Annotated in this window: 18 protein-coding genes; 12 read left to right on the top strand and 6 right to left on the bottom strand. The window is 61.7% G+C overall.

The genetic code is table 11. From position 1 onward, the window contains the following. Positions 1–5 precede the first annotated feature (5 nt). Genes ACZ51H_RS12750 through ACZ51H_RS12740 form a run of 3 tightly spaced genes read left to right on the top strand, consistent with a single transcriptional unit; the run spans position 6 to position 3,861 of the window. Entirely contained in the window at positions 6–1,193 is a 1,188-nt protein-coding gene (locus ACZ51H_RS12750) for a glycosyltransferase (protein ID WP_464771735.1), read from the top strand. Between the two features lie 2 nt (positions 1,194–1,195). After that, entirely contained in the window at positions 1,196–2,458 is a 1,263-nt protein-coding gene (locus ACZ51H_RS12745; protein WP_464802037.1) for a glycosyltransferase family 4 protein, read from the top strand. Then, the gene (locus tag ACZ51H_RS12740; protein ID WP_464802036.1) at positions 2,452–3,861 is read left to right on the top strand and encodes a pectate lyase; all 1,410 of its coding nucleotides are present in this window, start codon (positions 2,452–2,454) and stop codon (positions 3,859–3,861) included. Before ACZ51H_RS12745 ends, ACZ51H_RS12740 begins: the two co-directional genes overlap by 7 nt. Before the next feature lie 12 nt (positions 3,862–3,873). Here the strand turns inward: ACZ51H_RS12740 and ACZ51H_RS12735 are convergent, their stop codons facing one another. The 4 genes from ACZ51H_RS12735 to ACZ51H_RS12720 all read right to left on the bottom strand — a co-directional run bounded on the left by ACZ51H_RS12735 (position 3,874) and on the right by ACZ51H_RS12720 (position 9,131). Continuing rightward, positions 3,874–5,100: an outer membrane beta-barrel protein gene (locus ACZ51H_RS12735; protein WP_464802035.1), complete on the bottom strand. Its 1,227-nt coding sequence runs from the start codon at positions 5,098–5,100 to the stop codon at positions 3,874–3,876. Continuing rightward, positions 5,097–5,663 (bottom strand): polysaccharide biosynthesis/export family protein, encoded by a 567-nt coding sequence (locus ACZ51H_RS12730; RefSeq protein ID WP_196225176.1) that lies wholly within the window; start codon positions 5,661–5,663, stop codon positions 5,097–5,099. The genes ACZ51H_RS12735 and ACZ51H_RS12730 overlap by 4 nt, the downstream gene beginning before the upstream one ends. Positions 5,664–5,750: 87 nt before the next feature. Continuing rightward, positions 5,751–6,998 (bottom strand): DegT/DnrJ/EryC1/StrS family aminotransferase, encoded by a 1,248-nt coding sequence (locus ACZ51H_RS12725; RefSeq protein WP_464802034.1) that lies wholly within the window; start codon positions 6,996–6,998, stop codon positions 5,751–5,753. Between the two features lie 51 nt (positions 6,999–7,049). Then, complete coding sequence (locus ACZ51H_RS12720) at positions 7,050–9,131, bottom strand: polysaccharide biosynthesis protein (RefSeq protein WP_449470909.1); 2,082 nt, start codon at positions 9,129–9,131, stop codon at positions 7,050–7,052. 642 nt (positions 9,132–9,773) lie between these two features. On the opposite strand from ACZ51H_RS12720, the gene ACZ51H_RS12715 reads away from it, so the two are divergent. Further along, complete coding sequence (locus tag ACZ51H_RS12715; RefSeq protein ID WP_460987272.1) at positions 9,774–10,529, top strand: LuxR C-terminal-related transcriptional regulator; 756 nt, start codon at positions 9,774–9,776, stop codon at positions 10,527–10,529. Between the two features lie 191 nt (positions 10,530–10,720). After that, positions 10,721–12,061: an O-antigen ligase family protein gene (locus tag ACZ51H_RS12710; RefSeq protein WP_460987271.1), complete on the top strand. Its 1,341-nt coding sequence runs from the start codon at positions 10,721–10,723 to the stop codon at positions 12,059–12,061. 450 nt (positions 12,062–12,511) lie between these two features. On the opposite strand, the gene ACZ51H_RS12705 is transcribed toward ACZ51H_RS12710, so the two are convergent. Further along, positions 12,512–14,812 (bottom strand): GumC family protein, encoded by a 2,301-nt coding sequence (locus tag ACZ51H_RS12705; RefSeq protein ID WP_464771727.1) that lies wholly within the window; start codon positions 14,810–14,812, stop codon positions 12,512–12,514. Positions 14,813–15,136: 324 nt separating this feature from the next. Here ACZ51H_RS12705 and ACZ51H_RS12700 point away from each other — a divergent pair, with 324 nt between their 5' ends. Genes ACZ51H_RS12700 through ACZ51H_RS12675 form a run of 6 tightly spaced genes read left to right on the top strand, consistent with a single transcriptional unit; the run spans position 15,137 to position 20,065 of the window. Continuing rightward, positions 15,137–16,006, top strand: a complete 870-nt coding sequence (locus ACZ51H_RS12700; protein WP_464771726.1) for a cytochrome c oxidase subunit II — start codon at positions 15,137–15,139, stop codon at positions 16,004–16,006. Beyond that, on the top strand, positions 16,006–17,724 hold the full coding sequence (locus ACZ51H_RS12695) for a cytochrome c oxidase subunit I (protein ID WP_464802033.1): 1,719 nt from the start codon (positions 16,006–16,008) through the stop codon (positions 17,722–17,724). The genes ACZ51H_RS12700 and ACZ51H_RS12695 overlap by 1 nt, the downstream gene beginning before the upstream one ends. Next, positions 17,721–18,320, top strand: a complete 600-nt coding sequence (locus tag ACZ51H_RS12690) for a cytochrome c oxidase subunit 3 family protein (RefSeq protein ID WP_464802032.1) — start codon at positions 17,721–17,723, stop codon at positions 18,318–18,320. Before ACZ51H_RS12695 ends, ACZ51H_RS12690 begins: the two co-directional genes overlap by 4 nt. Before the next feature lie 11 nt (positions 18,321–18,331). Next, the gene (locus ACZ51H_RS12685) at positions 18,332–19,027 is read left to right on the top strand and encodes a heme-copper oxidase subunit III family protein (RefSeq protein WP_464802031.1); all 696 of its coding nucleotides are present in this window, start codon (positions 18,332–18,334) and stop codon (positions 19,025–19,027) included. A gap of 5 nt (positions 19,028–19,032) precedes the next feature. Beyond that, entirely contained in the window at positions 19,033–19,386 is a 354-nt protein-coding gene (locus ACZ51H_RS12680) for a cytochrome C oxidase subunit IV family protein (RefSeq protein ID WP_464802030.1), read from the top strand. A 4-nt stretch (positions 19,387–19,390) separates the two neighbouring features. Beyond that, positions 19,391–20,065 (top strand): c-type cytochrome, encoded by a 675-nt coding sequence (locus ACZ51H_RS12675; protein ID WP_464802029.1) that lies wholly within the window; start codon positions 19,391–19,393, stop codon positions 20,063–20,065. A 51-nt stretch (positions 20,066–20,116) separates the two neighbouring features. Here ACZ51H_RS12675 and ACZ51H_RS12670 read toward each other — a convergent pair whose 3' ends face one another. After that, positions 20,117–20,917: a DUF2189 domain-containing protein gene (locus ACZ51H_RS12670; RefSeq protein WP_464787981.1), complete on the bottom strand. Its 801-nt coding sequence runs from the start codon at positions 20,915–20,917 to the stop codon at positions 20,117–20,119. 314 nt (positions 20,918–21,231) lie between these two features. Here ACZ51H_RS12670 and katG point away from each other — a divergent pair, with 314 nt between their 5' ends. Continuing rightward, a complete protein-coding gene (katG, locus tag ACZ51H_RS12665; protein ID WP_464802028.1) occupies positions 21,232–23,481 on the top strand; it encodes a catalase/peroxidase HPI in 2,250 nt (749 codons plus the stop codon). The last annotated feature ends 57 nt before the right edge of the window (positions 23,482–23,538 follow it).

Raw genomic sequence — 23,538 nt, 5'->3', positions numbered from 1 at the left:
GCCCCATGAAGATTCTCCACGTCATAACCGCTTTGAATGTCGGGGGCGCGGAAACCATGCTCGCGAAGCTGGTGGATCATGAACGCAGGCAGGGCGGCGCGACGCAGCCGTCGGTCGTGTCGCTGATGCCACCGGGTGTCGCTGGAGACCGCATCCGCGCGAGTGGCGTGCCGCTTCATCATTGCGGCATGAGAAGGGCCATCGACCTGCTGCCGGGGCTTGCCCGCCTTCGCGCCGTCATCCGGCAGGAACAGCCAGCGGTCATCATGGCGTGGATGTATCACGCCCATCTTGCCACCCGGCTGGCGACCTTGGCGAGCGCGGACACTGTGCCGGTGATCTGGAATGTGCGCCACAGCATCGATGAACTGTCGCAGGAAAAGCCCCTGATGCGGGTCATCGTGCGGCTAGCCGCCGCATGTTCATCCTGGCCGCGCACGATCATCTATAACTCCCATGCGGCGGCGGCGCAGCATCAGCGGCTGGGTTTTCACGCAGAAGATATGGCGGTCATCCCCAATGGGTTCGATTGCGAACTCTTCCGCCCGCGCGAAGAGGCTCGCGATGCGCTTGTTCGCGATCTGGGGATTGCACCGGGCGCGCTGATCGTCGGGATGGCGGCGCGCAATCATCCGATGAAGGATGCGGCCAATCTGGTCGAAGCGGTGCTACGTGCGCGCGAGCGTGGCACGGATGCGCACCTGCTGCTGACGGGTCAAGGCATGGAGGAACCCAGCGGTCCGCTTGCGCGTCTGCTGGCGTCCATGCCCGCCGATCGCCTGACCCTGCGGAGCCATGACCGGAATCTTGAGACATTGCTGCCCGGCCTCGACATAGTCGCACTGCCTTCGGCATGGGGTGAAGGCTTTCCCAATATACTGGGCGAAGCGATGGCGTGCGGCGTGCCCTGCATCGCGACCGATGTCGGGGACAGCGGCTGGATCGTCGGCAAAAGCGGGACGGTCGTTCCACCACGCGACCCGGCGGCGCTTGCCGAGGCGATCATGGCCATGGACAGGATGGGTCCCAATGGCCGCCACCAATGGGGTGAGATCGCCCGCACGCGCGTGCAGGAGCAGTTTTCGATGGGCCAGATCGCGGCGCGTTACCACCAGCTTTACCGGGATGTATCTGGTTCCTCCTTTCAGGAACGGGGAGCCCCCGCCTCGCCACGCCGCGCACAGGTGATGTGAACATGTTGCAGGTCTTGCCCGCCTCCCCCCCTCTGTCCGGAACCGCTGCGGCCCTGTACCGCGAAGCCGGGAACGCTGCCCCGGCGCGCATCTGCTTCCCCTTTGCGGGGGGCGCCATGGGAGGCAGCCATATCTCCGCGACCAAGCTCATCCATCAGCTGGATCGGAGCCGCTTCTCCCCCCTCATCGTCCTGCATTATGGATCGGGGCAGTTCGGCGATTTCCTGCGATCCGAGGGGCTGGAGTTCGTCACTCTGCCCGATACCCGATTCTTCGGCGAATCGCCTGGCGTTCCCAAAGCGGGAGGCAAGGCGGAGACGGTGAGCGCCTTGATCGATCAGTGGCGCATGACCCGTTTTCTGAGGCTGAACGACGTCCGGATCGTCCATACCAATGATGGGCCGATGCATATGTCCTGGGCACTGCCCGCGCGTCTGGCAGGGGCCAAGATGCTGTGGCACCATAGGGGCAGTCATGATGCCCGAGGCGTCCGCTTCGTCGCCCCCTTCGCGGCGGATCGCATCGTCGGCGTATCCGCCTATGCCTTGTCCGAGGTGCGCCGTCTCAAGCGCGCGGCGCGCAAGACTTCCGTCATCTACAGTCCCTTCGACGCGGACGCCGAGCCGATCGACCGGGCGCAGGCGCATCTGGCGCTGACATCGGAGCTGGGCGTCGATCCCGACACCCGCCTTCTTGGCTTTTTCGGCCACTTCATCGACCGCAAAAGGCCGCTGATGTTCGTGGAGACGCTGGCACATATTGCCCGGACGCGGCCCGAACTGCCCGTGATGGGATTGATGTTCGGATTGCCGTTGACGGACGGGATAGAGGAACAGATCAGCGAAAAAGCCAAGGCGCTGGGCGTAAGCGATCGCCTGTGCCTCATGGGCTTTCGCTATCCCTCCGCCGCGTTGATGGCGGGCTGCGACATTCATGTGGTGACGGCCGTCAACGAGCCCTTTGGCCGGTCCCTGATCGAAGCCATGCTGCTCGGCACGCCCGTAATTGCTGCCGCATCGGGCGGTAATATCGAAGCGATCGACCATGGCGTGACGGGCATGCTGGTCGAACCCGATGATCCCGCCACCATGGGGCGGGCCATCGTCGAGCTGCTCGATTGTCCCGATCGCCTGACGGCGATCGCCGCGCAGGCGCAGATCCTGGCGAACCGCCGTTACGGCGTGGAGCAGCATGCCTCGCAAGTGTCCGCAATCTATCAGTCGCTCCTCGGGACGGGGCCGCGCCGGAACCGGAGGCGATGGTGAGTTCGAATGCGGTGGCCGCCCTGGGTGTCGGGATCGCCGCGCTACTGGTGGCTCCGTTTGTCACGCCTTCCGATATCGTGCGGCAATTGACGGGCACCGGCAATTCCGACGGAACTTCAGTTTTGCCCGAAGTACCCGGTGCCGAAGCGTTCCCCGGAGCCGAAGGCTTTGGCCGACGGACCCGTGGCGGACGTGGCGGCGTGATCATGCCGGTCACCACGCTGGCGGACCACGGCCCCGGTTCCCTGCGCGCATGCATAGAGGCCAAAAAGCCGCGCGTGTGCATCTTCCGCGTCGCTGGCGTGATCCGTTTCACGACGGATCGGCCCGTGATACGCCACCCCTATATCACCGTCGCCGGTCAGACCGCGCCTGGCGGCGGAATATTGATCACCCATGCGGGAGGCGAAAGCGGCAACACCCCGATCGTTGCCAAAAATACGCATGACGTGATCATTCGCCATATCCGCGTACGAACCGATCTCAACGGGAATGCTGCCGCCAGCAACGGATCATTTCTTTTTGAGAACAGCCACAACATCATCTTCGATCATGTCAGCGGTGCCTGGGCATTAGGTCAGATCATCGGCGGTTTTGGCGTGAACGACAATGTCACAATGTCCAACTCCATCTTTACAGAGGGCATTTCCCGGCGGAGCAAATGCGCGATGCTCGCTTTCGACCCGCGGGAGCCGCAGAAGGTCAGCTTCATCCGCAACCTGTGCGCTCATAATGGAAGCAGAAGTCCGGACGTGAATTTCACGCCCAAGTCATGCGTGGAGATCGTCAACAATATTCTTTATAACGCCAGGTCGCAATTCACCCGCGTGCAGGAAATCTATGGCGGAACGCCCGTCAACATCGTCGGCAACTATTACAAAAACGGTCCAGACGGCACGGACAAGATTGCTGCAATAGATCGTGATGTGGGCGCCAGCACGGGCCAATCGGAAATATTCATGGCCGCCAACAGGCTGGATCAGGTCAAGGTCATGACGACCCGCGCCGCAGCCGCTGCGCGTGTGGGGCGGCCCGTCTGCCCCCTCAGCATGAAGGTCGCCTCACCCGAAAAGGCCTATATCCAGGTACTGGACGGCGCTGGAGCATTTCCGCGAGATGCGCTCGACCTACGTACCGTCAGCGATGTTCGCAACCGGACAGGGAATATCCTGCGTAACGCAAGAATGCGAAACGGACCACGCCCGCTACCCCGGATTGCGTCCGGAACGCCCTATGTCGATCTGGATGAGGACGGGATGGCCGACAGCTGGGAGCGGGCCAATGGCATGAACGCCCGGCGCAATGATGCCTGGCAGGATGCCGACCATGACAATTGGCTGAATCTGGACGAATTTCTGGATTTCGCCCATCGCGAAGTCATGGCCGGACGGCAGATACGCTGATCCTCTATCCAATCAATATTGCAGGCGGATTTCCACGCCGACGATCGAGCGGTCGAAATCGTCGAACGCTCTTGTGCTGTCGCGATTGGCGATGCGGCCGGTAAGCGCGAAGGAAATATTGCGGTTCACCAGATATTCGACTTCAGCCACACCGGCGATCGTCCGTTCGTGCTGGCCCGACCCAATGAAACTGCTGCGGCGGTACAGCACGGAAGCCTGCCAGCGCAGATTGTGATAAATCTCATTCTGCACACCCAGCCGGAATCTCGTGTCAGTCCGCGATTGCGCGCCGGTGCGGACGGTGGCGACATCGCCCCGGAACCCATCGAGCGTGACCGCCCATCTGGGCGAAGGCGTGTAGGTCAGCCCGGCCGAAACCGACAGGCCGGTCCTGCTGTCAAATCGCGCGTCATCGGGGTTGAAGCGGAACACGCCGACGGACGCTTCGCCACGGATCAGGCCGCCGGGTTCAAAGGCGACCCCTGCCCGTGCGCCATAGGTTTTGGAATCGCGGTCTACACCCGACGCGTCCACCGGCAACCGGAACTCGCGCCGGTTGACAAAACCCTCGCCGAACACATTCATCATGCCGCTGACCCGATATCCCAACCGGGCAGAGCCGGAATATTGGTCGAAGTCGCGTTCGGCATCGACGGCGGCTAGGGCGTTGTTCTTCAGCCAGGTGCCCTTCACGCCGAGATTGAAGCGGGCGCCCTGATGCGTATAGCCAAGGTCACTTTGCCACTGGTCATATCTGCGCGGCGGCGTGCCGACGCCCGTGCGGGATTCAGGTTCGCCGCGGTCCTCGACCAGCCGCATCCAGCCCGCGCTAGCGGTAATATTATCGGCGCCAGACAGGTGATATACGCCGCCGATGCTGGTATTTATGCCTTCGGAATTTTCACTGTCATTCTTGAAATAGCGCCGGACTACACCGCGCGCCTGCGCCGCCAGTTCGAACTTGTTATCGCTCAGCCTCAGGTTGAGCCAAGGCGAGATGGTCAGGCGCTCATCGTCGACTTCATTCGAGGACAGGGCGTAGATGTTGGAATCATATTCAAGCCGGGCATCCGCCCCAAGATAGGCCGATATCCTCCCCAACTGTACCGCTCTCGCCTCATATTCCTCCGGCGTTTCCAGCAACGGCGTGGCTCGATCCAACTGCTGTGCGGCAGCGGGAAGGGCCATGCCCGTCAAAATGACGCATGAGCAGAAGGGGATGAGGCGCTTTGCTGTCAAAACCATTTCTCCACGACTTTGATGGTGTCACCCGGCTGGATCGGCGTATTTTCGGAAGCCTTGGCGGTGGACGCTTGGCCATTCACCTGACGGATGATGGCAACCGTGTTGCGATTGGCGCGAAATGTGTACCCGCCTGCCACCGATACTGCGGTGACGACTGTCATACCGGGCCGATAGGGATATTCGCCGGGGCTACGCACTTCGCCAAGGATGTAGATGGGCCGCAGCTTCACTGGCTGAACACTGACGGCGGGCGAGACCATCAGCCGTTTTTCCACCAGCAGGGCGGCGATGCGCTGTTCCAGTTCGGGGATGGTCGATCCCCTGACCGGGATCCCGCCCATCAGCGGCAACGTCAGTTCGCCGCGATCATTGACGACGAAGGCCGTGCCATTGTCGATTTCGGTAAAGCCGGGGACGATGATGCGGAGTTCATCACCCGGGCCAAGCCGATATTGATCGGCGTTGGCCGTGGAAACGGCAGGCAGGCCGGACACAGAGCCGGTGCAGGCCGAAAGCGCGAGCATCAGGGAAATGCCGATAGAGTGAACTAGCCGCATGACCACCTCCCATTTCCTGGCCACTTCTGGCCATTTTTGTTACAGTTTCAGAACAGAAATACATTAATGTCAATTGCTGCTGGATAGTTATTTGTTCGCAAAGGATAAACTCTGGTCGCCTTCATGCGCACTCTCTAGCGCCTCCAGCAGCGCGTCGATGATGATTTGTATCGCTTCATCGCCCAGCAGATGATCGACCGGCAGCATCAGGCTGCGTTCGCCCACTTCGGCGGCGATCGGCAGGGGATGGCGATTGGGACGCGCACTGTTCCGGACTGCCAATTCCCGGGACATGTCGGGGCATGATCCCGTTCCGGCGGGTATGCCATCACGGGCCAACGCGGCGATAAGGGCGGGCCTTGCGACCGCCGCATCCAACATGAGGTAGAATTTGTAGAAGGCGTGATCCACCCCCTGCGGCACCTGTGGCACATGGATCAGGGGATGATGGCCCAGTCCTTCGCGCAGTATGGCGGCATTGGCGCGTCGCCGCGCCAGCCAGGACGGCAGCTTGCGTAGCTGCGCCCGCCCGATCGCGGCCTGCATTTCCGTCAGCCGCCAGTTGGTGCCGAAACTTTCATGCAGGTAGCGGAAGGCGTTGCCCGACGCAGGCGCCGAGAGCATCGCGACATTCTTGCCATGGTCCTTATAGGCCCAGGCGCGTTCCCAATGCGCTTCGTCCTTCAGCAGCAACATGCCCCCTTCCCCGCCCGTCGACATGATCTTGTCGGTGCAGAAGGAGAAGGCGGCCGCGTGGCCGAAGGAGCCGACCTTCCTTCCATCGATGGCGGCGCCGTGCGCCTGGGCACAGTCCTCCACCAGCCACAGGCCATGCCCGTTCGCGATCGCCGACAGCGCGTCCATGTCACAGGGCCAGCCAGCCAGATGGACGCACAATATGGCCCTCGTCCGTCCGTTGATCAGCGGAACGACGGCTGCGGGATCAATCGTGTGGCTGTTGGCGTCGATGTCGGCAAATACCGGCACCGCGCCGACCGCCGCCACGGCAGAGGCGCTGGCGAAGAAGCTGCGGGCGGGAACGATCACCTCATCGCCCGGCCCGACGCCCAGCGCACGAAACGCCAGCTCCAGCGCCAGCGTGCCGTTGGCGAGAGAGATCGCATGGGGCATGCCGCAATACAGCGCGAACTCGCGTTCGAAGGCGCGGCACTCGTCACCATGTACCAGCGAGTTGACGCGGCCGCTTTCCAGCACCCGGACCACGGCATCGATCTCGTCCGGCTCATATTGGGGCCAGCGCCGGTCTGGCGGCGGGAAAGGCGGGATGGCGACGGCCGCAGCACCTAGTTCGCGCGTCTGGGCTATGCGATTCATATCCTCATCCCCAGGATCATGGGCATCGGTCGCGCAAACGCTGGCACCCGGTCATTCATTCGCAGCCTTGCCGACAAGGTCGATCTCCCGAGTCAATTCTCGCAGCGTTTTTGCCCAGTTCGATTGGGCGGGCGCGCGCAGCAATTCCTTCATCAGGTCGCGCACCCCATCCTCGTCATGGGTATGGATGAGGTTTGCCAATTCGGTGAAGGCATTCACCAGCTTTTCGAGCGGGACCGGGCAGGGGCTTGCCTCGATCACGCCGGGGATGGTGGAGCGAAGTTGTTCCTCCGTGGTGTCGAACAATTCCTCGTAAAGCTTCTCGCCGGGACGAAGGCCAACGAACTTGATCGGCACGTCGATGTCCGGACGCAGGCCCGCGAGCCGGATCATCCGCCGGGCGATATCCACGATCTTGATCGGCTCGCCCATATCGAGAACGAAGATGGTGCCGCGATCAATGTTGGTTTCCATGGCGCGGGCGCTGCTTTGCAGGATGAGTTGCACCGCTTCGCCCACGGTCATGAAATAGCGCTTGATGTCCGGGTGCGTGATGGTGAGCGGCTTTCCGGCGGCCATCTGCTGCTGGAGCAGGGGCACAAGCGATCCGCTGGAACCCAGCACATTGCCGAACCGCACCGTCATGAAACGCGGGCTGTCCGGGTCGCACTGGCCGATCAGGTCAAGCGCCTGGCAGTAGAGTTCGCCGAGGCGCTTGGTGGCGCCCATGACGCCCACCGGATTGACCGCCTTGTCCGTCGACACCTGGATCATCGCGAGCGAGCCATAAGCGCAGACGGCATCCGCGACGTTTCGCGTGCCAAGCACATTTGTATGGGCGCCCTCGCACGGATTGGCCTCGACAATGGGCACATGTTTGAGCGCGGCGGCATGGAAGACAACCTCCGGCTGATGACGCTGGAAGACGTCGTCGAGCGCCGCGCGGTCGCGGATCGAGCAGAGTTCGGGCCGGCAGATGAGATCCGGGAACTTGTCCCGCGCCTGCATCTCGATGGTGTAAAGATTGAACTCGCAATGATCGAGGAGAACGATCTCCGCGGGGCGGAAGGTGGCGATCTGCCGCACAAGTTCACCGCCGATCGTGCCGCCCGCGCCCGTCACCAATATCCGGCGGGCACGGATCAGCCGATCCACGATGCTGCGCTGGAGGGAGACTTCGGGTCGGCCGAGCAGGTCGGCCAGCTCGAACTGCTTGATTTCCAGGCGCGCCGTTCCGTCCTTCGCCTTTTGCAGGTCATTGGCGTGCGCAACTGTCAGGTCGCACTGATCGGCCAACTTCACCAGATGGGAGAAGGACCGGCGCGGCATCGTCCTGTCGCCGCGTATGACGAGGCTTTCGGGCTTCAGCCCCCGCGTCGCCAGCATCTCAACGATCTGCGGCAATTTGTCGGGCGAACCCAGCACAGGTACACCGGCGACCTGCAACCGCGTCTCGCGTCCGTCAAAGGTCAGCGCGCCGACGACATTGAACCGATTGGTCCGCTCGGCGCGAAGCATGTCCATCAGCGACCGTATCCAGTCCAACTCGCCCAGCAGCAATATGTTGTGACCGCCGCCGGGAGGGACGATATGCGCCAAGGCGAATTCGCGCAGGCCCCGGCGCACCGTTCGCACGCCGATCATCGCCACCAGCAGCAATGCCGAATGCAGCAGCGCGAAGCCGACCGCCTCCAGCGGCACGGCCCGTATCTTTGCCGAGATGATCAGGCACATGCTCCATGCCGCCGTCGCTCCGCCCGCGACCCCTGTCGAAAGCGCGATGCAGTCGCCGAAGGAGAGAAAGCGCCAGCTTCGCCAGTAAAGGCCCGTCAGGCAGAGAGCGAACACCGCCACCAGGGTGAAGAAGATCATGAGGCTGGGACGGTCATAGAAGGCCGCCGAAACGCTGCCCGGTATGGCCATCACGACCAGAAGCAGGGTGGTCAGGATCAACGACGCGTCGATCAGCATCAGCGCTGCAAAGCGGGCCGGGCCGGGAAAGCCGGTCGGCCGCGTCAGCAGATCGTGCAGCAATATCGCCCATCCAGGCCCACCAGCGGAAACCTCCGCCCGCGGGTCTGCGAGATCGTCGAGAAGCGGGTCAGATCCAGCGGGCGGCGCGCTCGCATCCATAGCAAAACCCTTGCGGTTCAAGAGAAGGACCTCCGACGAACAAGCCCCGCATGCTGCCAAAGAGGGCCTGTCGCAGCATGCGGAGCGCGATCGTCCAGATCACGAGTAAAACGGTAACAACTTGGCCCCCGGCCGCAATGAACCAGACAGCTATCATCCCTTGTGGCAGGAATCGGTGCGGGCGTTGGCCGAACGAGCAGAATATCCGCAGGCCGTCGCCCCGAATGATTTGCGGGAGGAAGCTGGATTAAGTCTTTTGGCTAATTGACATGTGCGCCGGGTCGTATTCGCCCACGACATCGACTGACGGGCTAAATCCAAGCCGCTGCCAGAAGATCATTTCCACAATAGGTTACGCTCGAATCGCACATGCTGTTCAGCACATGTCATCAGGCCACCCTAAAGGACAGCGCTTCCTTGCTATTTGGGATGGTTCAGACAAATTCATGAATAGACAAGCGGTTAGCGAAATCGCGCCAACGCACGATCTTCACGTAAGTTAAATTTTTCCAAAATGTTACGCCTATTGTTCAACGCTGCATTTGTGATACTCTCCGACCCGATAAGACAGGGGTCGCCTTCAGCAAGTGCTTTTGCATTCAATCCATCACAGTCTTTCTGTGGTGTTGAGGGAGGCGGACGATGACAATGGATTCAGATGTTGTGCTTGTGGGCGGAAGCTCCATCGTCAGAGAGGGTCTCCGGCGGCTTCTTTCGTCACAACAGCGTCAGATCCTCTATACCGGGGCCAGACTGGACGAGCCTTGCCCCGCCCACGTCGCCGATTCCGACTGCCTTTTGCTGCTGATCGAAGATCAGGACATGGAATGGAACGGCGCGGCGCTTGCCCAAGCGCGCGAATATTATCCAAGCGCGCGGATCGCGATACTCGCCAACAAGTTCGATTTCGACGCAATGCTGGATGCTTTTCGATCGGGCGCCGAAGGCTATCTGATCAATGACCTGTCTTGCGAACGATTGGGAGGGTATCTCGACCTGATCGCGTTGGGGGAAAAGATCTTTCCTTCGCAACTGGCCCAGAAGTTGATCGATCAATCCGCCGTCTGCGAGGAAACGCCCAACGCGGTATCTATCGACTGCGCCAATCTGTCGGCACGGGAAATGGAGATATTGCGGCGCCTTATCGCAGGGCTGCCCAACAAAGTCATCTCCCGCGAGCTTTCGATCAGCGAAGCCACAGTCAAGGTTCATGTGAAAGCGGTCCTGCGCAAACTGCGGGTGTCCAATCGTACCCAGGCAGCCATATGGGCAGCAGGACAGGGACTGCATGGTCTGGCAGCTGACAGCGCTAGGCCCTCTCCGCCCAAGGCCAGCCCTGCCGCTTTCCCGCCGAAAGGCGCGACGCGCGAGACGGCTGGTTATTCGGCAAGCGTGTGAAAATCGCTGAAGAACAGAGGTAGCATTGAGCGGTGCTAACCATCCGTTTTCATTGCCTGACCCCCTACCCAATCGGATATCGTCCCCTGCCCTTTTGAACGCCGGGCAGGCATTATGTGCAATGGACTAAGTCCGGCCAGATTTGCATCCTAGTCGCGGAACAAGGCAGAAAAATAGCCGGAGCGCCAGGCGTGCAAACCAGTCAGTATCAGGCAAGCCATTATCCACTGCCCGGCGGCCGTCGTGCCAGCCCCGCCCAGGAACGAACGCAATTCTGGACGGACGAACTCCACAGATGGGAATTCGTCCTGTTGCAAGGCGCGGTGTTTTTCGCGCCTTACAACGCCTTCCGCCATCCCAGCCTTTACATAACCATAAGCGACGTGATGTTCGCAGGCGCCTTCTTCCTGCGTGTGTCGACAGGGAGGGTGGCGTCGCCCTTTGCCAGTCTGACCTGGCTCTGGGTGCTGGGACTGCTGATGCTTAGCGGCGGCCTTTTCATAGGCAGCGTTTTCAAGGGCGATGTGGTCAGGTGCCTGGTGTTGGTTACCCAATATTCCTTCGCCTATCTGCTCGTGCCGCTCGTCCTGCTGCGCCGGTCGGAAGAGGAAGTCGTCCGCCTCATCAAATGCGGAATCTGGGGCATGGTGGTCATGTGCGCGCTCGGCGCCATGGTCTACTCGGCCGGTTATTACAGCATCGACAGGGAACAGATGGCCCTCGTCACCGGCAACAAGCGGCTACAGGGTTTTGCCGGCAATCCCAATGGCATGGGCGTGCTGACGGTCATGGCGATGACGCTCGTCTGGCTGATGCTCCTGTCCAAACAGATGCGGCCGATGATTGCGCTGCCCTGCCTCGCCATTCTCATCACGGGCGTGATCCTGACCAGTTCCAATACCGGACTTTACAGCATGATCGCCGCCGCCCTGATTTTCTTCGGCGGCAGACGGAATTTCAAGACCCTGATCATCGTCGCGTCGCTGGGCGCGACTGTGCTCGCATTCGGGCAGAATTATCTTCCCGCGACATTCCAGACCAGGGTCCTTTCCGCCCTGAACTCAGGCGATCTTTCGACCGCGGGTACGTTCGAGTCCCGGCAGGAGTTGAACCGGGAAGCGTTGGAGATGGCCGACAAGAATCTCATCATCGGCCTTGGCGCGGATCAGTATCGGCAGGAAAGCCGCTATGGTCTTCCTGTCCATAACCTCTACCTGCTGCTGCTGAACGAGGGTGGCGGCCTGTCGCTGTTGGGCTATCTGGTGCTGATGACCGTTCCCATATTGGCGGGCATCGCCGGCTATAGAGCCCGATATGGGAAGCTGGTGCTGCTGACGATCGTTACGACGCTCGTAACCTTCGCCAACGCGGTGATGGGCATGCCGCACGTTTATGGGCGATGCTGGTTCCTGTTCGTCTTCCTCGCCGTCAGTCCCGCACTGATCGGACCGGGAGTGATCAGCCCTCGTTTCTTGCCTTCGCCCTCGCAACGCAGAGGCATGCGCGGCCATCTTCCTCCGCTGGAAAGCTGAAGGCTCTTCCCGGTTTCCAGTGACCGTTGTCCTTGCTCGCGCTCCTGGGCACCATTGACACACCTTCCGGATTATTCACCCTTCTTCCGTCTGAGGCCTTCGAAAGGCCAGACAGAAGGGTTAAGTGGCCGTGTCAATTTGGGCAGGATATGCGGGCGCCATGGCATCAGTGGCGATTGCGATTTTGCGGGGCATCTCTGCGCGCCTGCCTGTTAAGTCCATCGTTCGTCAGCAGCCTTCATGGCCCAAATGATCGGCGCTGCAATCTCGCGCATGAGATTGCATGAGGTTCGTTTCGGAAGAAAGGCGCTTCAGCCCTCTTCCCGCCGACAGCTTCTGATGAGCCCGCAACTTGGCACTCTGCTCTGGGGAGAGCGCCTACCCTGGCGCGCGCAACGACAGGCCAGTCCGCGAAAGGCTGCACGAAGGGATCGCGCAGCCTTCAGGCCGTCATGCCATATGGTCCGCGCGGTCGCGCCAGCGCGATGGGGCCATCCGCTCATACCAGCGGCGAGGGGTCGGCATTTCGCCGCTGAAATATTCCGCTGAATCCATGTAGAACTGGACCGGATCGCCATAGCCGCGACGGGCGTGTTCCGCATAATCGACGCGATTGATGACGACACCGTCCACCGGCTTTTGCAGCACCTGCAACGCCGCGCGCACCTGTTCGATCGTGGTGCGACCCCACCGCACCACCAGCAGCGTCTGATCGGCCGCATCCATCAGCATGCGCGAATCCCGCGTGGCAAGCGTGGGGGGCGCATTGATGATCAGGAGATCATAATGTTCGCGCAGATGGTCCAACAGGTCGTTGACCTTCCCCAGCCGCATGATCGCGGCCGGATTGCGCGCAGGTTCACGCGCGCTGAGGACAACGGGTTCATAGGTAGTGATTTCGGACGGCTGCTCTGCGTCTGGCCTTTGCGTCAGGGCGAGCGTTGGAAGCATATGGCGCGCATCGACCGCACCGCTGAGAAAATCGATGAGGTCCGGCTTCCCCCCCGCATCATCGGTGGGACGCAGAACGTCACTGGGACGGCGCAGATCGAGGTCGATCACGATCGCGCGGCGGCCCATGGCGACGGCCGCAGCCAGCAGGGTGAGCGTGACGGTCGATTTGCCGTCTCCGGTAATGGGCGAGGTGATCAGCACGGTCTGCGCCCTTCCCGGCTGGGCCAGTTCGGCGACCTCGCTTCCCAACCCACGGGCCACCTCGGCAAAGAGCGACTGGGGGTCTTGAAGCACCGGGTTCGCCTTTGCCGACCTCAGGGCGTCGCCATCCAACTCGGGCAGCAGGGCAAAGGTGCGCAGGCCGAACTGATGATATATCTGCTCGGCATTCCAGAGGCGGTTGTCCGTCAGCTCGATGCCGAACACCACCAGCAGCCCCAGGATCAGCGATCCGACGAACGCGGCGAAGGTCGCGGACTTGGGCCGGGGCGAAATCGGGTCCTGCGGGACGGCGGCAGGCGACATCAGGCGCGAATGGATGCCCGATGCCGCGAGGCTGGCTTTCACCTGCTGCGCACGCGTGCTCATGGCGGTGAAAGCACTGCGCGCGGCTTCCGCATTGCGTTCGAGCGAGTTCAACTCGACCGTCGCGGCGGTGTTCGCGAATGCCTTGCCAGTGATCGAACGCAGCGTTCCTTCCAACTGGCCTGCGCGCGATGCGGCAGAGGCCGCCTCGCTCCTTGCGATGCCCGCTTCACGGGCGGCCGCGTTCTGGGCCTGGGTCGTGGCAGCGGCGATGACCCTCGCCTGTTCCTGCTGCATGCTGCCGGTGGTTTCCGCGATCTGCGCTTCTACTCCACGCATCTTGGGATGTTCGGACCCATACATCATGGCGAGTTCGCTGCGCGTGCGGGTCAGATCGTCCAGTTGCCGCCTTTGCTGGTCGAGCAGCGGGGACGTCGCGCCCGCCGTCGTGATGTTGCTCACGGCGCTCGCGATGCCAGCTGCCCGCGCGCTTTGTGCAGCGCGCATGGCGGCGGCGGAGGCGGCTTCGGTGGCGATCCGGTTGATCTGTTGATAATCTTCCGACCCGCCGGCGCCGGTGAGCATCTGATGCTGGCGCCGGAAGTCGGCGACCGCCTTTTCGGCTTGATGCGCCTCGATCGCAAGCCGCGCCCGCTCGTCATCCAGCTGGCTGACGATCTTGCCCTGCCGGTCGTCGCGCATGACGGAGCGGTAGGCGGCAAGGCTGGCGGGATATTGATTGGCGATTTCCGACGCCAGGTCGGCCGACTCGGATCGCACGGTGATGTCGATGAAGTCGGAATCCTTGGAGCTTGAAATCGATGTGCTGGATATCAGCCTGCCCGCGAGGCGGGACAGGCGGCGGTTGTCGACGACGGCGTTAGCGGGAAGCGGCGCTTCGACGAAGCGCGGATCGGACGCGAGCTTCAAATCCTGCACCACGCGTTCGGCAAGGGAACGGGACCGGTAGATGCCCGCTTCGTTGGCGACGCGCTGCTGGTTGCGCGCGGCCATGTCGGGCGATCCGCTGTCGTCATTCAGTTCGACCTGCACCGTCGCCGTCGCCTGATAGATGGGCGTCGCGGTCAACTGAACCACCAGCACGATAAGGACCGCGAGGAACACGATGGCGCCGAGCAACAGTTCGTGCCGCCGGATGATCTTGATGACCTGGCGGGCCGACAGGCTGGAGGGCCGGGAGCCCCCCTCCATCGGCCGGTCAGACATTGCCTCGAGCAGGGGCGCGTTCAGCGTTCCCGATTGCGATAGCATGAATAGATCCTCCACAGCGGCATTCTGACCTCATTGGCCGCCGAACCTCCCGCTTTTGCCAGGTCCGATCAAACAATCTTCGGTCGCAGAGCGCAGGCATAATGATTAACCCCTTCGGGCATCGCGTGACGCAAGAGGCGCAGCCCTTCCCCCTTCCGCGCACCCGCGCGCGGCAGTCTTAAATCCCGGGAAGCGGTATCGCGGCTAACCACTTCCACCCGGTGCGATTTTTCTATAGATTACCAATGCGGTTATTTCCGGGGCGACTCAATTAAAGCCGGGTCAATGGCTGTGAGGCGCGCCTGCATCAATGGGAGAGAGCCTGTGCCGATTGCGATCGCCATCGCCCTGCTGGTGTTTGGTTCGGTCGCATTTCACCTGTTCAGCCCATGGTGGCGGACGCCGATCGCTTCCAATTGGGGCTCCATTGATTCCGCGCTGGACGTAACGCTCTGGATCTGCGCGGCCGCTTTCATCCTTCTCAACCTGTTCCTGGCCTGGGTGCTGGTCCGCTACCGACATCGCACCGGACACAAGGCGCATTATGAGCCGGAAAACGCCTCATTGGAGAAAAGGCTGACGCTCTGGACGGCGATCGGCATCGCGGGGATGCTGGCTCCGGGTCTGGCCGCATGGGGCCGATATGTTTCCGTGCCGCAGGACGCCACTGTCATTGAGGCGGTGGGGCAGCAATGGCAGTGGTCCTTCCGCTATCCCGGACCCGATGGCGTGCTAGGCGCAGCGGCGGTCAAATATGTGACGCCTGACAACGCGCTCGGCCTCGATCCCTTGGACCCGTTCGGACGCGATGATGTGCTCATAGAGGCGGGTGACCTGCATCTGCCGCTGGGCAAGCCGGTCAAGATGGTGCTGCGGTCCAAGGATGTGCTGCACGACTTCTATGTGCCGGAGTTCCGGGCAAAGATGGATCTCGTGCCCGGCATCGTCACCTATTTCTGGATGACCCCGACCAAGGTGGGCACGTTCGACATCCTCTGCGCCGAACTGTGCGGCACGGGCCACCATGAAATGCGCGGGCGCGTGGTGGTGGAGTCGCCCAAGGCTTTCGCCGCCTGGCAAGCGCAGCAGACGAGCTTTGGACAAATCCTGGCCGAAACGCCACCTGCCGCCATGTCCATCCTGCTGATCAAGGCCAATGCCTGCAGCGTCCCCGCGTCCTGGAGCAAGAGTTGATGGCTACCACCCTGGCTGACGACCTGCGGCCGCTGCATCATCCCCACAGTTGGGTCACCAGATATGTCTGGAGCCAGGATCATAAGGTCATTGCCATCCAATATAGCCTGACCGCCATCGCGATCGGGCTGGTGGCACTGGTGCTGTCCGCGCTTATGCGGCTGCAACTCGGCTTTCCCGGCGCCTTCCCCGCGATCCAGCCCGACAATTACCTCCAGTTCGTGTCGATGCATGGCATGATCATGGTCGTCTATCTGCTGACGGCGCTGCTGCTCGGGGGCTTTGGCAATTACCTCATCCCGTTGATGATCGGCGCGCGGGACATGGTGTTCCCGTTCGTCAATATGCTGAGCTACTGGCTCTATTTGCTGTCGGTCATCGTGCTCGTATCGGGCTTTTTCGTTCCGGGCGGACCCACGGGCGCGGGCTGGACGCTCTATCCCCCGCAGGCGATCAGCGAGGGAACACCCGGTCATCAATGGGGCATCGCCACCATGCTGGTGAGCCTCGCCATCTTCGTGGCCGCTTTCACCATGGGCGGGCTGAATTATGTGACGACGGTGCTGCAAGCGCGCACGAAGGGCATGACGCTGATGCGAATGCCGCTATCAGTATGGGGCATCTTCACCGCGTCGATCATGGGCCTGCTCGCCTTCCCGGCGCTGTTCGTCGCGGCGATCATGATGCTGTTCGACCATTTCGCGGGCACCAGCTTCTTCATGCCGACGATGCAATCGATGGGCGCAATCACCCCGACAGAGGGAGGAAGCCCCCTCCTCTTCCAGCATCTCTTCTGGTTCTTCGGCCATCCCGAAGTCTATATCGTCGCCCTGCCGGCCTTCGGCATCGTATCGGACCTGATCAGCGTCCACGCCCGGCGCAACATCTTCGGCTATCGCATGATGGTGTGGGCGATCGTCATCATCGGCGCCCTGAGCTTTCTCGTTTGGGCGCACCATATGTATGTAAGCGGGATGAACCCCTATTTCGGGTTCTTCTTTGCGACATCGACGCTGATCATCGCGATCCCTACCGCGATCAAGGTCTATAACTGGCTACTGACATTGTGGCGCGGTGACATTCATCTGCGCGTGCCGATGCTGTTCGCGATCGCGTTCATCTTCACCTTCATCCATGGCGGGCTGTCGGGACTATTCCTGGGCAATGTCAGCGTCGACGTCCCGCTGTCCGATACCTTCTTCGTCGTCGCGCACTTCCACATGGTCATGGGCGTGTCGCCAGTGCTGGTGATCTTCGGCGCAATCTATCACTGGTATCCCAAGATCTTCGGCCGGATGTGGAACGAGACTTTGGGCAAGCTCCACTTCTGGATCACATTCCTTGGCGTGTACGCGATTTTCCTGCCGATGCATTATCTGGGCATATTGGGCGTGCCGCGCCGTTATTATGCGTTGGGCGAAGCGGGGTTCATCCCGCCGTCGGTGCATCTGGCCAATGAATGGATCAGCATTGCGGCACTGATCGTCTTTGCTGCGCAGGGACTGTTCTTCTTCAACATGATCTGGAGCCGTTTTTGGGGACCGCGCGCAGACCCGAACCCGTGGGGCGCGGCGAGCCTGGAGTGGCAAACGCCGCAGACGCCGCCAGCACATGGCAATTGGGGACCGACGCTGCCGACCGTCTATCGCTGGCCCTATGATTATAGCGTGCCCGGCGCACCGCGCGACTTCATTCCACAGACCGAGCCGCGCTCATGACAATCCTCTCGCGCCTTGCGGAGAGAAGCTGGGAACCGGCGAGCGACCGAGACCCGGCGACTCAATCCGGGAACCGCCCGTCCGCCGGGAGCGTGGGGCTCCGCGTCTATTTCGTCGTCGCAATGGTCATGTTCTCACTGCTGGGCGCGGCCTATTTCATGCGTATGGGGCTGCACGCCGCCATGGGGCATGCGGACGACTGGGTCGCCATGCCCGACCCGCCGCTACTGTGGATCAACAGCGGGATATTGGTGGCAAGCAGTATCGCGTGGGAGTTGGCGCGCCGATCCAACGTAACTGGACGAGCGGCAGGCGCTTCCCTCGCGGGCGCTGCGCTCGGCCTGGCATTCCTCTTCGGTCAATGGGTGCTGTGGCGTCACTATCTTGGCGACGGCTATTATCTGTCGTCCAATCCGGCCAACGCCTTCTTTTATCTGCTGACGGCGCTTCACGGTCTTCACATCGTCGGAGGCCTGGTAGCCGCCGCTTGGGTGCTGGCGGAGCGGGACCCCGGCCATATTCGCCTGTGCGCGGTCTACTGGCATTTCCTGCTGTTCATCTGGATTTTGATCGCCGCCCTGCTCGTATCGACATGAGGTCCATCACCATGGCTCACACGGTGCCCGACGGAAGAGACAAGGAGATTATCACTCCCGCCTTGCGGGAGATTGTCGCCGACTGGTCCGCCGATCAGGAAGTCTTCCGCCACACCCATTGGGGCAAGGCGATGATGTGGATATTCCTGCTGTCGGATACCTTCATATTTTCCTGCTTCCTGACAGGTTACATGACAATGCGGGCGTCGGCGGTCGAGCCCTGGCCCAATACAGCGGAAGTCTTCGCGCTCAATATCGGCGGGCACGACATTCCGCTGGTCCTGATCGCGATCATGACATTCGCGCTTATCAGTTCCAGCGGCACCATGGCGATGGCGGTCAATTTCGGTTACCGGCGCGACCGGCGAAAGACAGCTATCCTCATGCTGCTGACGGCGCTGTTCGGCCTGACTTTCCTCTCGATGCAAGCGTTCGAATGGAGCAAGCTGATCTTCGAGGAAGGCGTGCGCCCCTGGAGCAATCCGATGGGCGCACCGCAATTTGGCGCAAGCTTCTTCATGATCACCGGCTTCCACGGTCTGCACGTGACCTGCGGCGTCATCCTGCTGCTGATCATCGCGTCCAAGGTGGCGCGCGGGCATTATGACAGGACGGGCGACTATAGCGCGGTAGAGATCGCTGGACTTTACTGGCATTTCGTCGACCTCGTCTGGGTCTTTATCTTCGCCTTCTTCTACCTTTGGTGATGTCCATGAAGCATGAGATAGCCAGCAGCGATAGCTCCATCGTCCATGAGGGGCAGCACCATCCGATCAGCCTCTACCTGAAGGTCTGGGGCTATCTCTTCGTGCTGAGCGCCATGTCCTACATGGTGGACTATATGCATGTGCAGGGGATCGTCCGCTGGACGCTGATCATCCTGTTCATGCTGCTGAAGGCCGGGCTGATCCTGTCCATCTTCATGCATCTCGCCTGGGAAAGGCTGTCGCTGATCTACGCGATCCTCGTGCCGCCGCTGCTGCTGCTGGTGCTGGTGCGGATCATGACGATCGAGGCCGACTATGCCTATTGGACGCGCGCGATCTTCATGGGTGGGGGAGGATAAAGCCATGAACCGGATGCGCTGGCTGGTGACGGGGCTGTGCGTCGTGGGGGCCACGGGTGCACTCTGGAGCTTCAACTGGTTTGCGGGGCGGCTTTATCCAGATGCCAACGCAGGCTCGCTCGCCTACAAGCCCGCCGACGACATGCCGCCGCGCGTGGACATGGCGTCGGTGCAGCGGGACTGGCCATCCAGCCTTGGCGACCCGGGCGAAGGCAACCGGCTGATCGCCTATCATCGGGATATGCGTGGCAAGTCGCCCGCGCCATCCTCCAGCGCTGGTTCTGCTCCTGCGGCGGCGGCAGTCGACCTTGGCACGCTGCTCGCCAGCGCGGATGCGAATGCTGGCAAGGCGAAGACGCAGCTTTGCGCCAGTTGCCACGACTTTGGCCAGGGAGGACCGAACCGCATCGGACCTAATTTGTGGGGCGTGGTAGGGCGGCCGGTCGCCAGCCATGCAGGCTTTGCCTATTCCCCTGCGATGAAAGCGCATGGAGGCAGTTGGACCTACGACCAGCTATTCGCGTTCCTCGCCTCGCCCATGCGGGACGTGCCGGGAACGAAGATGACCTTTGCAGGGCTTCGCCGCCCGGAAGATCGGGCGGCTGTCATCAAATATCTGGCGACGTTGGGAGGCGGAGCGCCACCGCTGCCGAAACCGGCCGCGCAAGCCGGTCAATGACCTGCCCGACACCCGCTCCAGAAAAATGGAGCAGGTGTCGTCAGCACAACCTCAGCGCACGACCGCGCGCGTGTAGAGATGCCAGGTCGAATATCCCAGCAGCGGCAGCACGACGGCCAGTCCGACGAGCCCCGGCAATGCGCCCAGGATCAGCAGCCCGACCACGATCAGCCCCCAGGCCGCTACGGTCACGGGACTGGTCCGCGCAACCCGAACCGAAGTCCTCAGCGCATTCCCCCAACTGACCTTCTTATCGATGATCATCGGGAAGGACACCACGCTGACCGCCAGCGTGATGATGGCAAAACACAGGCCGACAAGATTGCCGACGATGATCATCTGCCAGCCTTCGGCGGTTCCGAACACTGCGCTCACAAAGGCCCCGAAGGATGAAACGACTTCAGGCCCGAACCTGCCGACGGTCGAATTATAGATGAACCAGGCGGCGGCCAGCCACCCCAGGAACAGCAAGGCCGTAATGCTGGTGAGGTCGAACAGCGACGGTGCCGACGGCCCCCGGACCACGTCCAGGAAATGGCGCCAGCGGGAATCCAGTCCATGTTCCCGGCGCCGGGCGAGTTCATAAAAGCCGCTGGCCAAGGCAGGGCTGAACAGGACGGAGCCCGCCAGCAGGGGAAACAGCAGCGGCAGGATCGACACGCGGCTGGCGATCAGAATGGCGAATAGCACGACAACCGGATAGATCAGCCCAATGAACACCAGATCGCCGCGCTTGGCCTGAAAATCTTCCCAGCCCTGTCGCAGCGATATACGCAGATCATCAAAGCCGATCTTGCGGATTTCATAATCGTCCCGATTGGAAGCCAGATCAGCTGGATGCGTAATCGCCATGGTCGCTCTCCCTTCGCGAAGTCACCATGACGGACGCTCAACCTTCAATCCTCAGTCGGGACCGGTGACGGGGGCGGCCTGTTAGCCTGCGCAGCGCATCGTCTCGGCATGAGGGACGCCTCATGGCCAGTCCCGGCAGACTACACCAAAGCGTAATGGAGCGGAACCAAAAAGCAGCTTATGCTTGGCGCGAGAGCCGCTCTAACACGCGCTCAGTGATCGCTTTTATCGATCATCATGACCAATCTTAATCGCTTCCTTAGCTAGCAGGCCGGGTTTAGCCTGCCTCTCTGTATTCAAAAGGAGCCAAAATCATGGACGCGAAAACTGGTGAAAGCCCGCTGGGCTGCCCGATGAAGGAGCCAGCTGCGCTGCGGTCATTGCTGGGGCGCACCAACCGCGACTGGTGGCCCAATCAATTGTCGCTCGAAATCCTTCATCAAGATGGCGCGCACGCCAATCCGATGGGCGAGTCCTTCGACTATGCGAAGGAATTCGCATCGCTCGACCTGGAAGCGGTCAAGAAAGACCTCCATGCGCTGATGACCGACAGCCAGCCCTGGTGGCCCGCTGATTATGGGCATTACGGACCCTTCTTCATCCGCATGGCTTGGCATAGCGCTGGCACGTACCGCACCGGCGACGGACGCGGCGGCGCGTCTTCAGGCGGGCAGCGTTTCGCGCCGCTCAACAGCTGGCCGGACAATGCCAATCTGGACAAGGCACGCCGCCTGCTCTGGCCGATCAAGCAGAAATATGGCCGTAAGCTGTCCTGGGCGGACCTGATGATCCTGACCGGCAACGTCGCCATTGAGTCGATGGGCGGTCCCGTCTTCGGCTTCGGCGGCGGGCGCGAGGATGTGTGGGAACCGGAAAAGGACATTTACTGGGGCACGGAAGAGCAGTGGGTCGGCAATCCCGACAACCAGACCCGCATTCAGCCCGACAAGGAAATGGCGCTGGAAAATCCCCTCGCGGCGATTCAGATGGGCCTCATCTACGTCAATCCAGAAGGACCGGGCGGCAATCCCGATCCGCTCCAATCCGCGCGGGACATCCGCGAAACCTTTGCGCGCATGGGCATGAATGACGAAGAAACGCTGGCGCTGACCGCTGGCGGCCACACCTTCGGCAAGGCGCATGGCGCGGGCGACGCTTCGAAGATCGGGGCTGAACCCGAAGGCGCGGACATCGCGCAGCAGGGGCTCGGCTGGCAGAGCGGGCATGAAAGCGGCATGGGCGATCATACGATCACGAGCGGCATCGAGGGCGCATGGACGCCAACCCCGATCCAGTGGGACATGAGCTTCTTCCACATGCTGCTCGATTATGATTATGAGCTGGTGAAGAGCCCGGCGGGCGCGCATCAGTGGCAGCCCATCAACCAGAAGCCGGAAGACATGGCGCCCGGCGCACACAGCCCCGACAGGCGGCTGCCGACGATGATGACCACGGCGGACATGGCGTTCCGGGAGGACCCCGAATATCGCAAGATCGCCGAACGCTTCCGCAATGATCCGGACGCTTTCGCCGATGCCTTCTCGCGCGCCTGGTTCAAGCTGTGCCATCGCGACATGGGACCAAAGAGCCGCTATCTGGGAAGCGATGTCCCCGCCGAAGACCTGATCTGGCAGGATCCGATCCCGGCTGCGGACTATGCCCCGATCGAGCAGGCGGACATTGCAGCGCTGAAGCAGGAGATCGCGTCGTCCGGGCTGACCGTATCGGAACTGGTGCAGACGGCATGGGCGTCGGCATCCACTTTCCGGGGATCGGACAAGCGAGGCGGCGCCAATGGCGGACGCATCCGCCTAGCGCCGCAAAAGGATTGGGAGGTGAACCAGCCCCATCAGCTGGCCCGCGTGCTGGGTGTGCTGGAAGGTATCAAGGCTAGGTTCGATGGCACAGCTTCCGGTGGCAAGAAGGTCAGCATCGCCGACCTCATCGTTTTGGGTGGCTCTGTCGGCATCGAAAAGGCGGCGAAGGATGCGGGGCATGACGTGACCGTGCCCTTCACGCCGGGCCGGACCGACGCATCGCAGGAGCAGACCGATGTCGAAGGCTTCGCCGTGCTGGAACCGAAGGTGGACGGGTTCCGCAACTATCTGCCAGTCAGCTATCGCGTGCCGGTGGAGGAACTGCTGATCGACCGTGCCAACCTGCTGAGGCTCAGCGCGCCTCAGATGACGGTGCTGGTCGGTGGATTGCGGGTGCTGGGCGTCAATCATGGCGGATCGCAGCACGGCGTCTTCACCGACCGGCCGGGACAGCTTACCAACGACTTCTTCGTCAACCTGCTCGACATGGGTACGGCGTGGAAGGCGGAAAGCGACAAGGGCGACGTGTTCGTCGGCAGCTGCCGCAGCTCTGGCGAACCGAAGTGGACCGGCACGCGGGTTGATCTGGTCTTTGGATCGAACTCACAGCTTCGCGCGCTGTCGGAAGTCTATGCGTCGGCCGATGCAGGGCGCAAGTTCGTCGATGACTTCGTCGCGGCATGGGTCAAGGTGATGGATGCCGACAGGTTCGATCTTCAACGATCGGCACTCACCGCCACCGCCTGAACACAAAGGCCGCCGCAGCTTTCATGAGGAAGCTGCGGCGGCCAATTTCATCTAACC

It is taken from the genome of Sphingobium sp. TomMM15 (assembly GCF_055397045.1).
The sequence above is the reverse complement of the archived record's forward strand: the minus strand, read 5'-3'. Positions and strand labels throughout refer to the sequence as shown.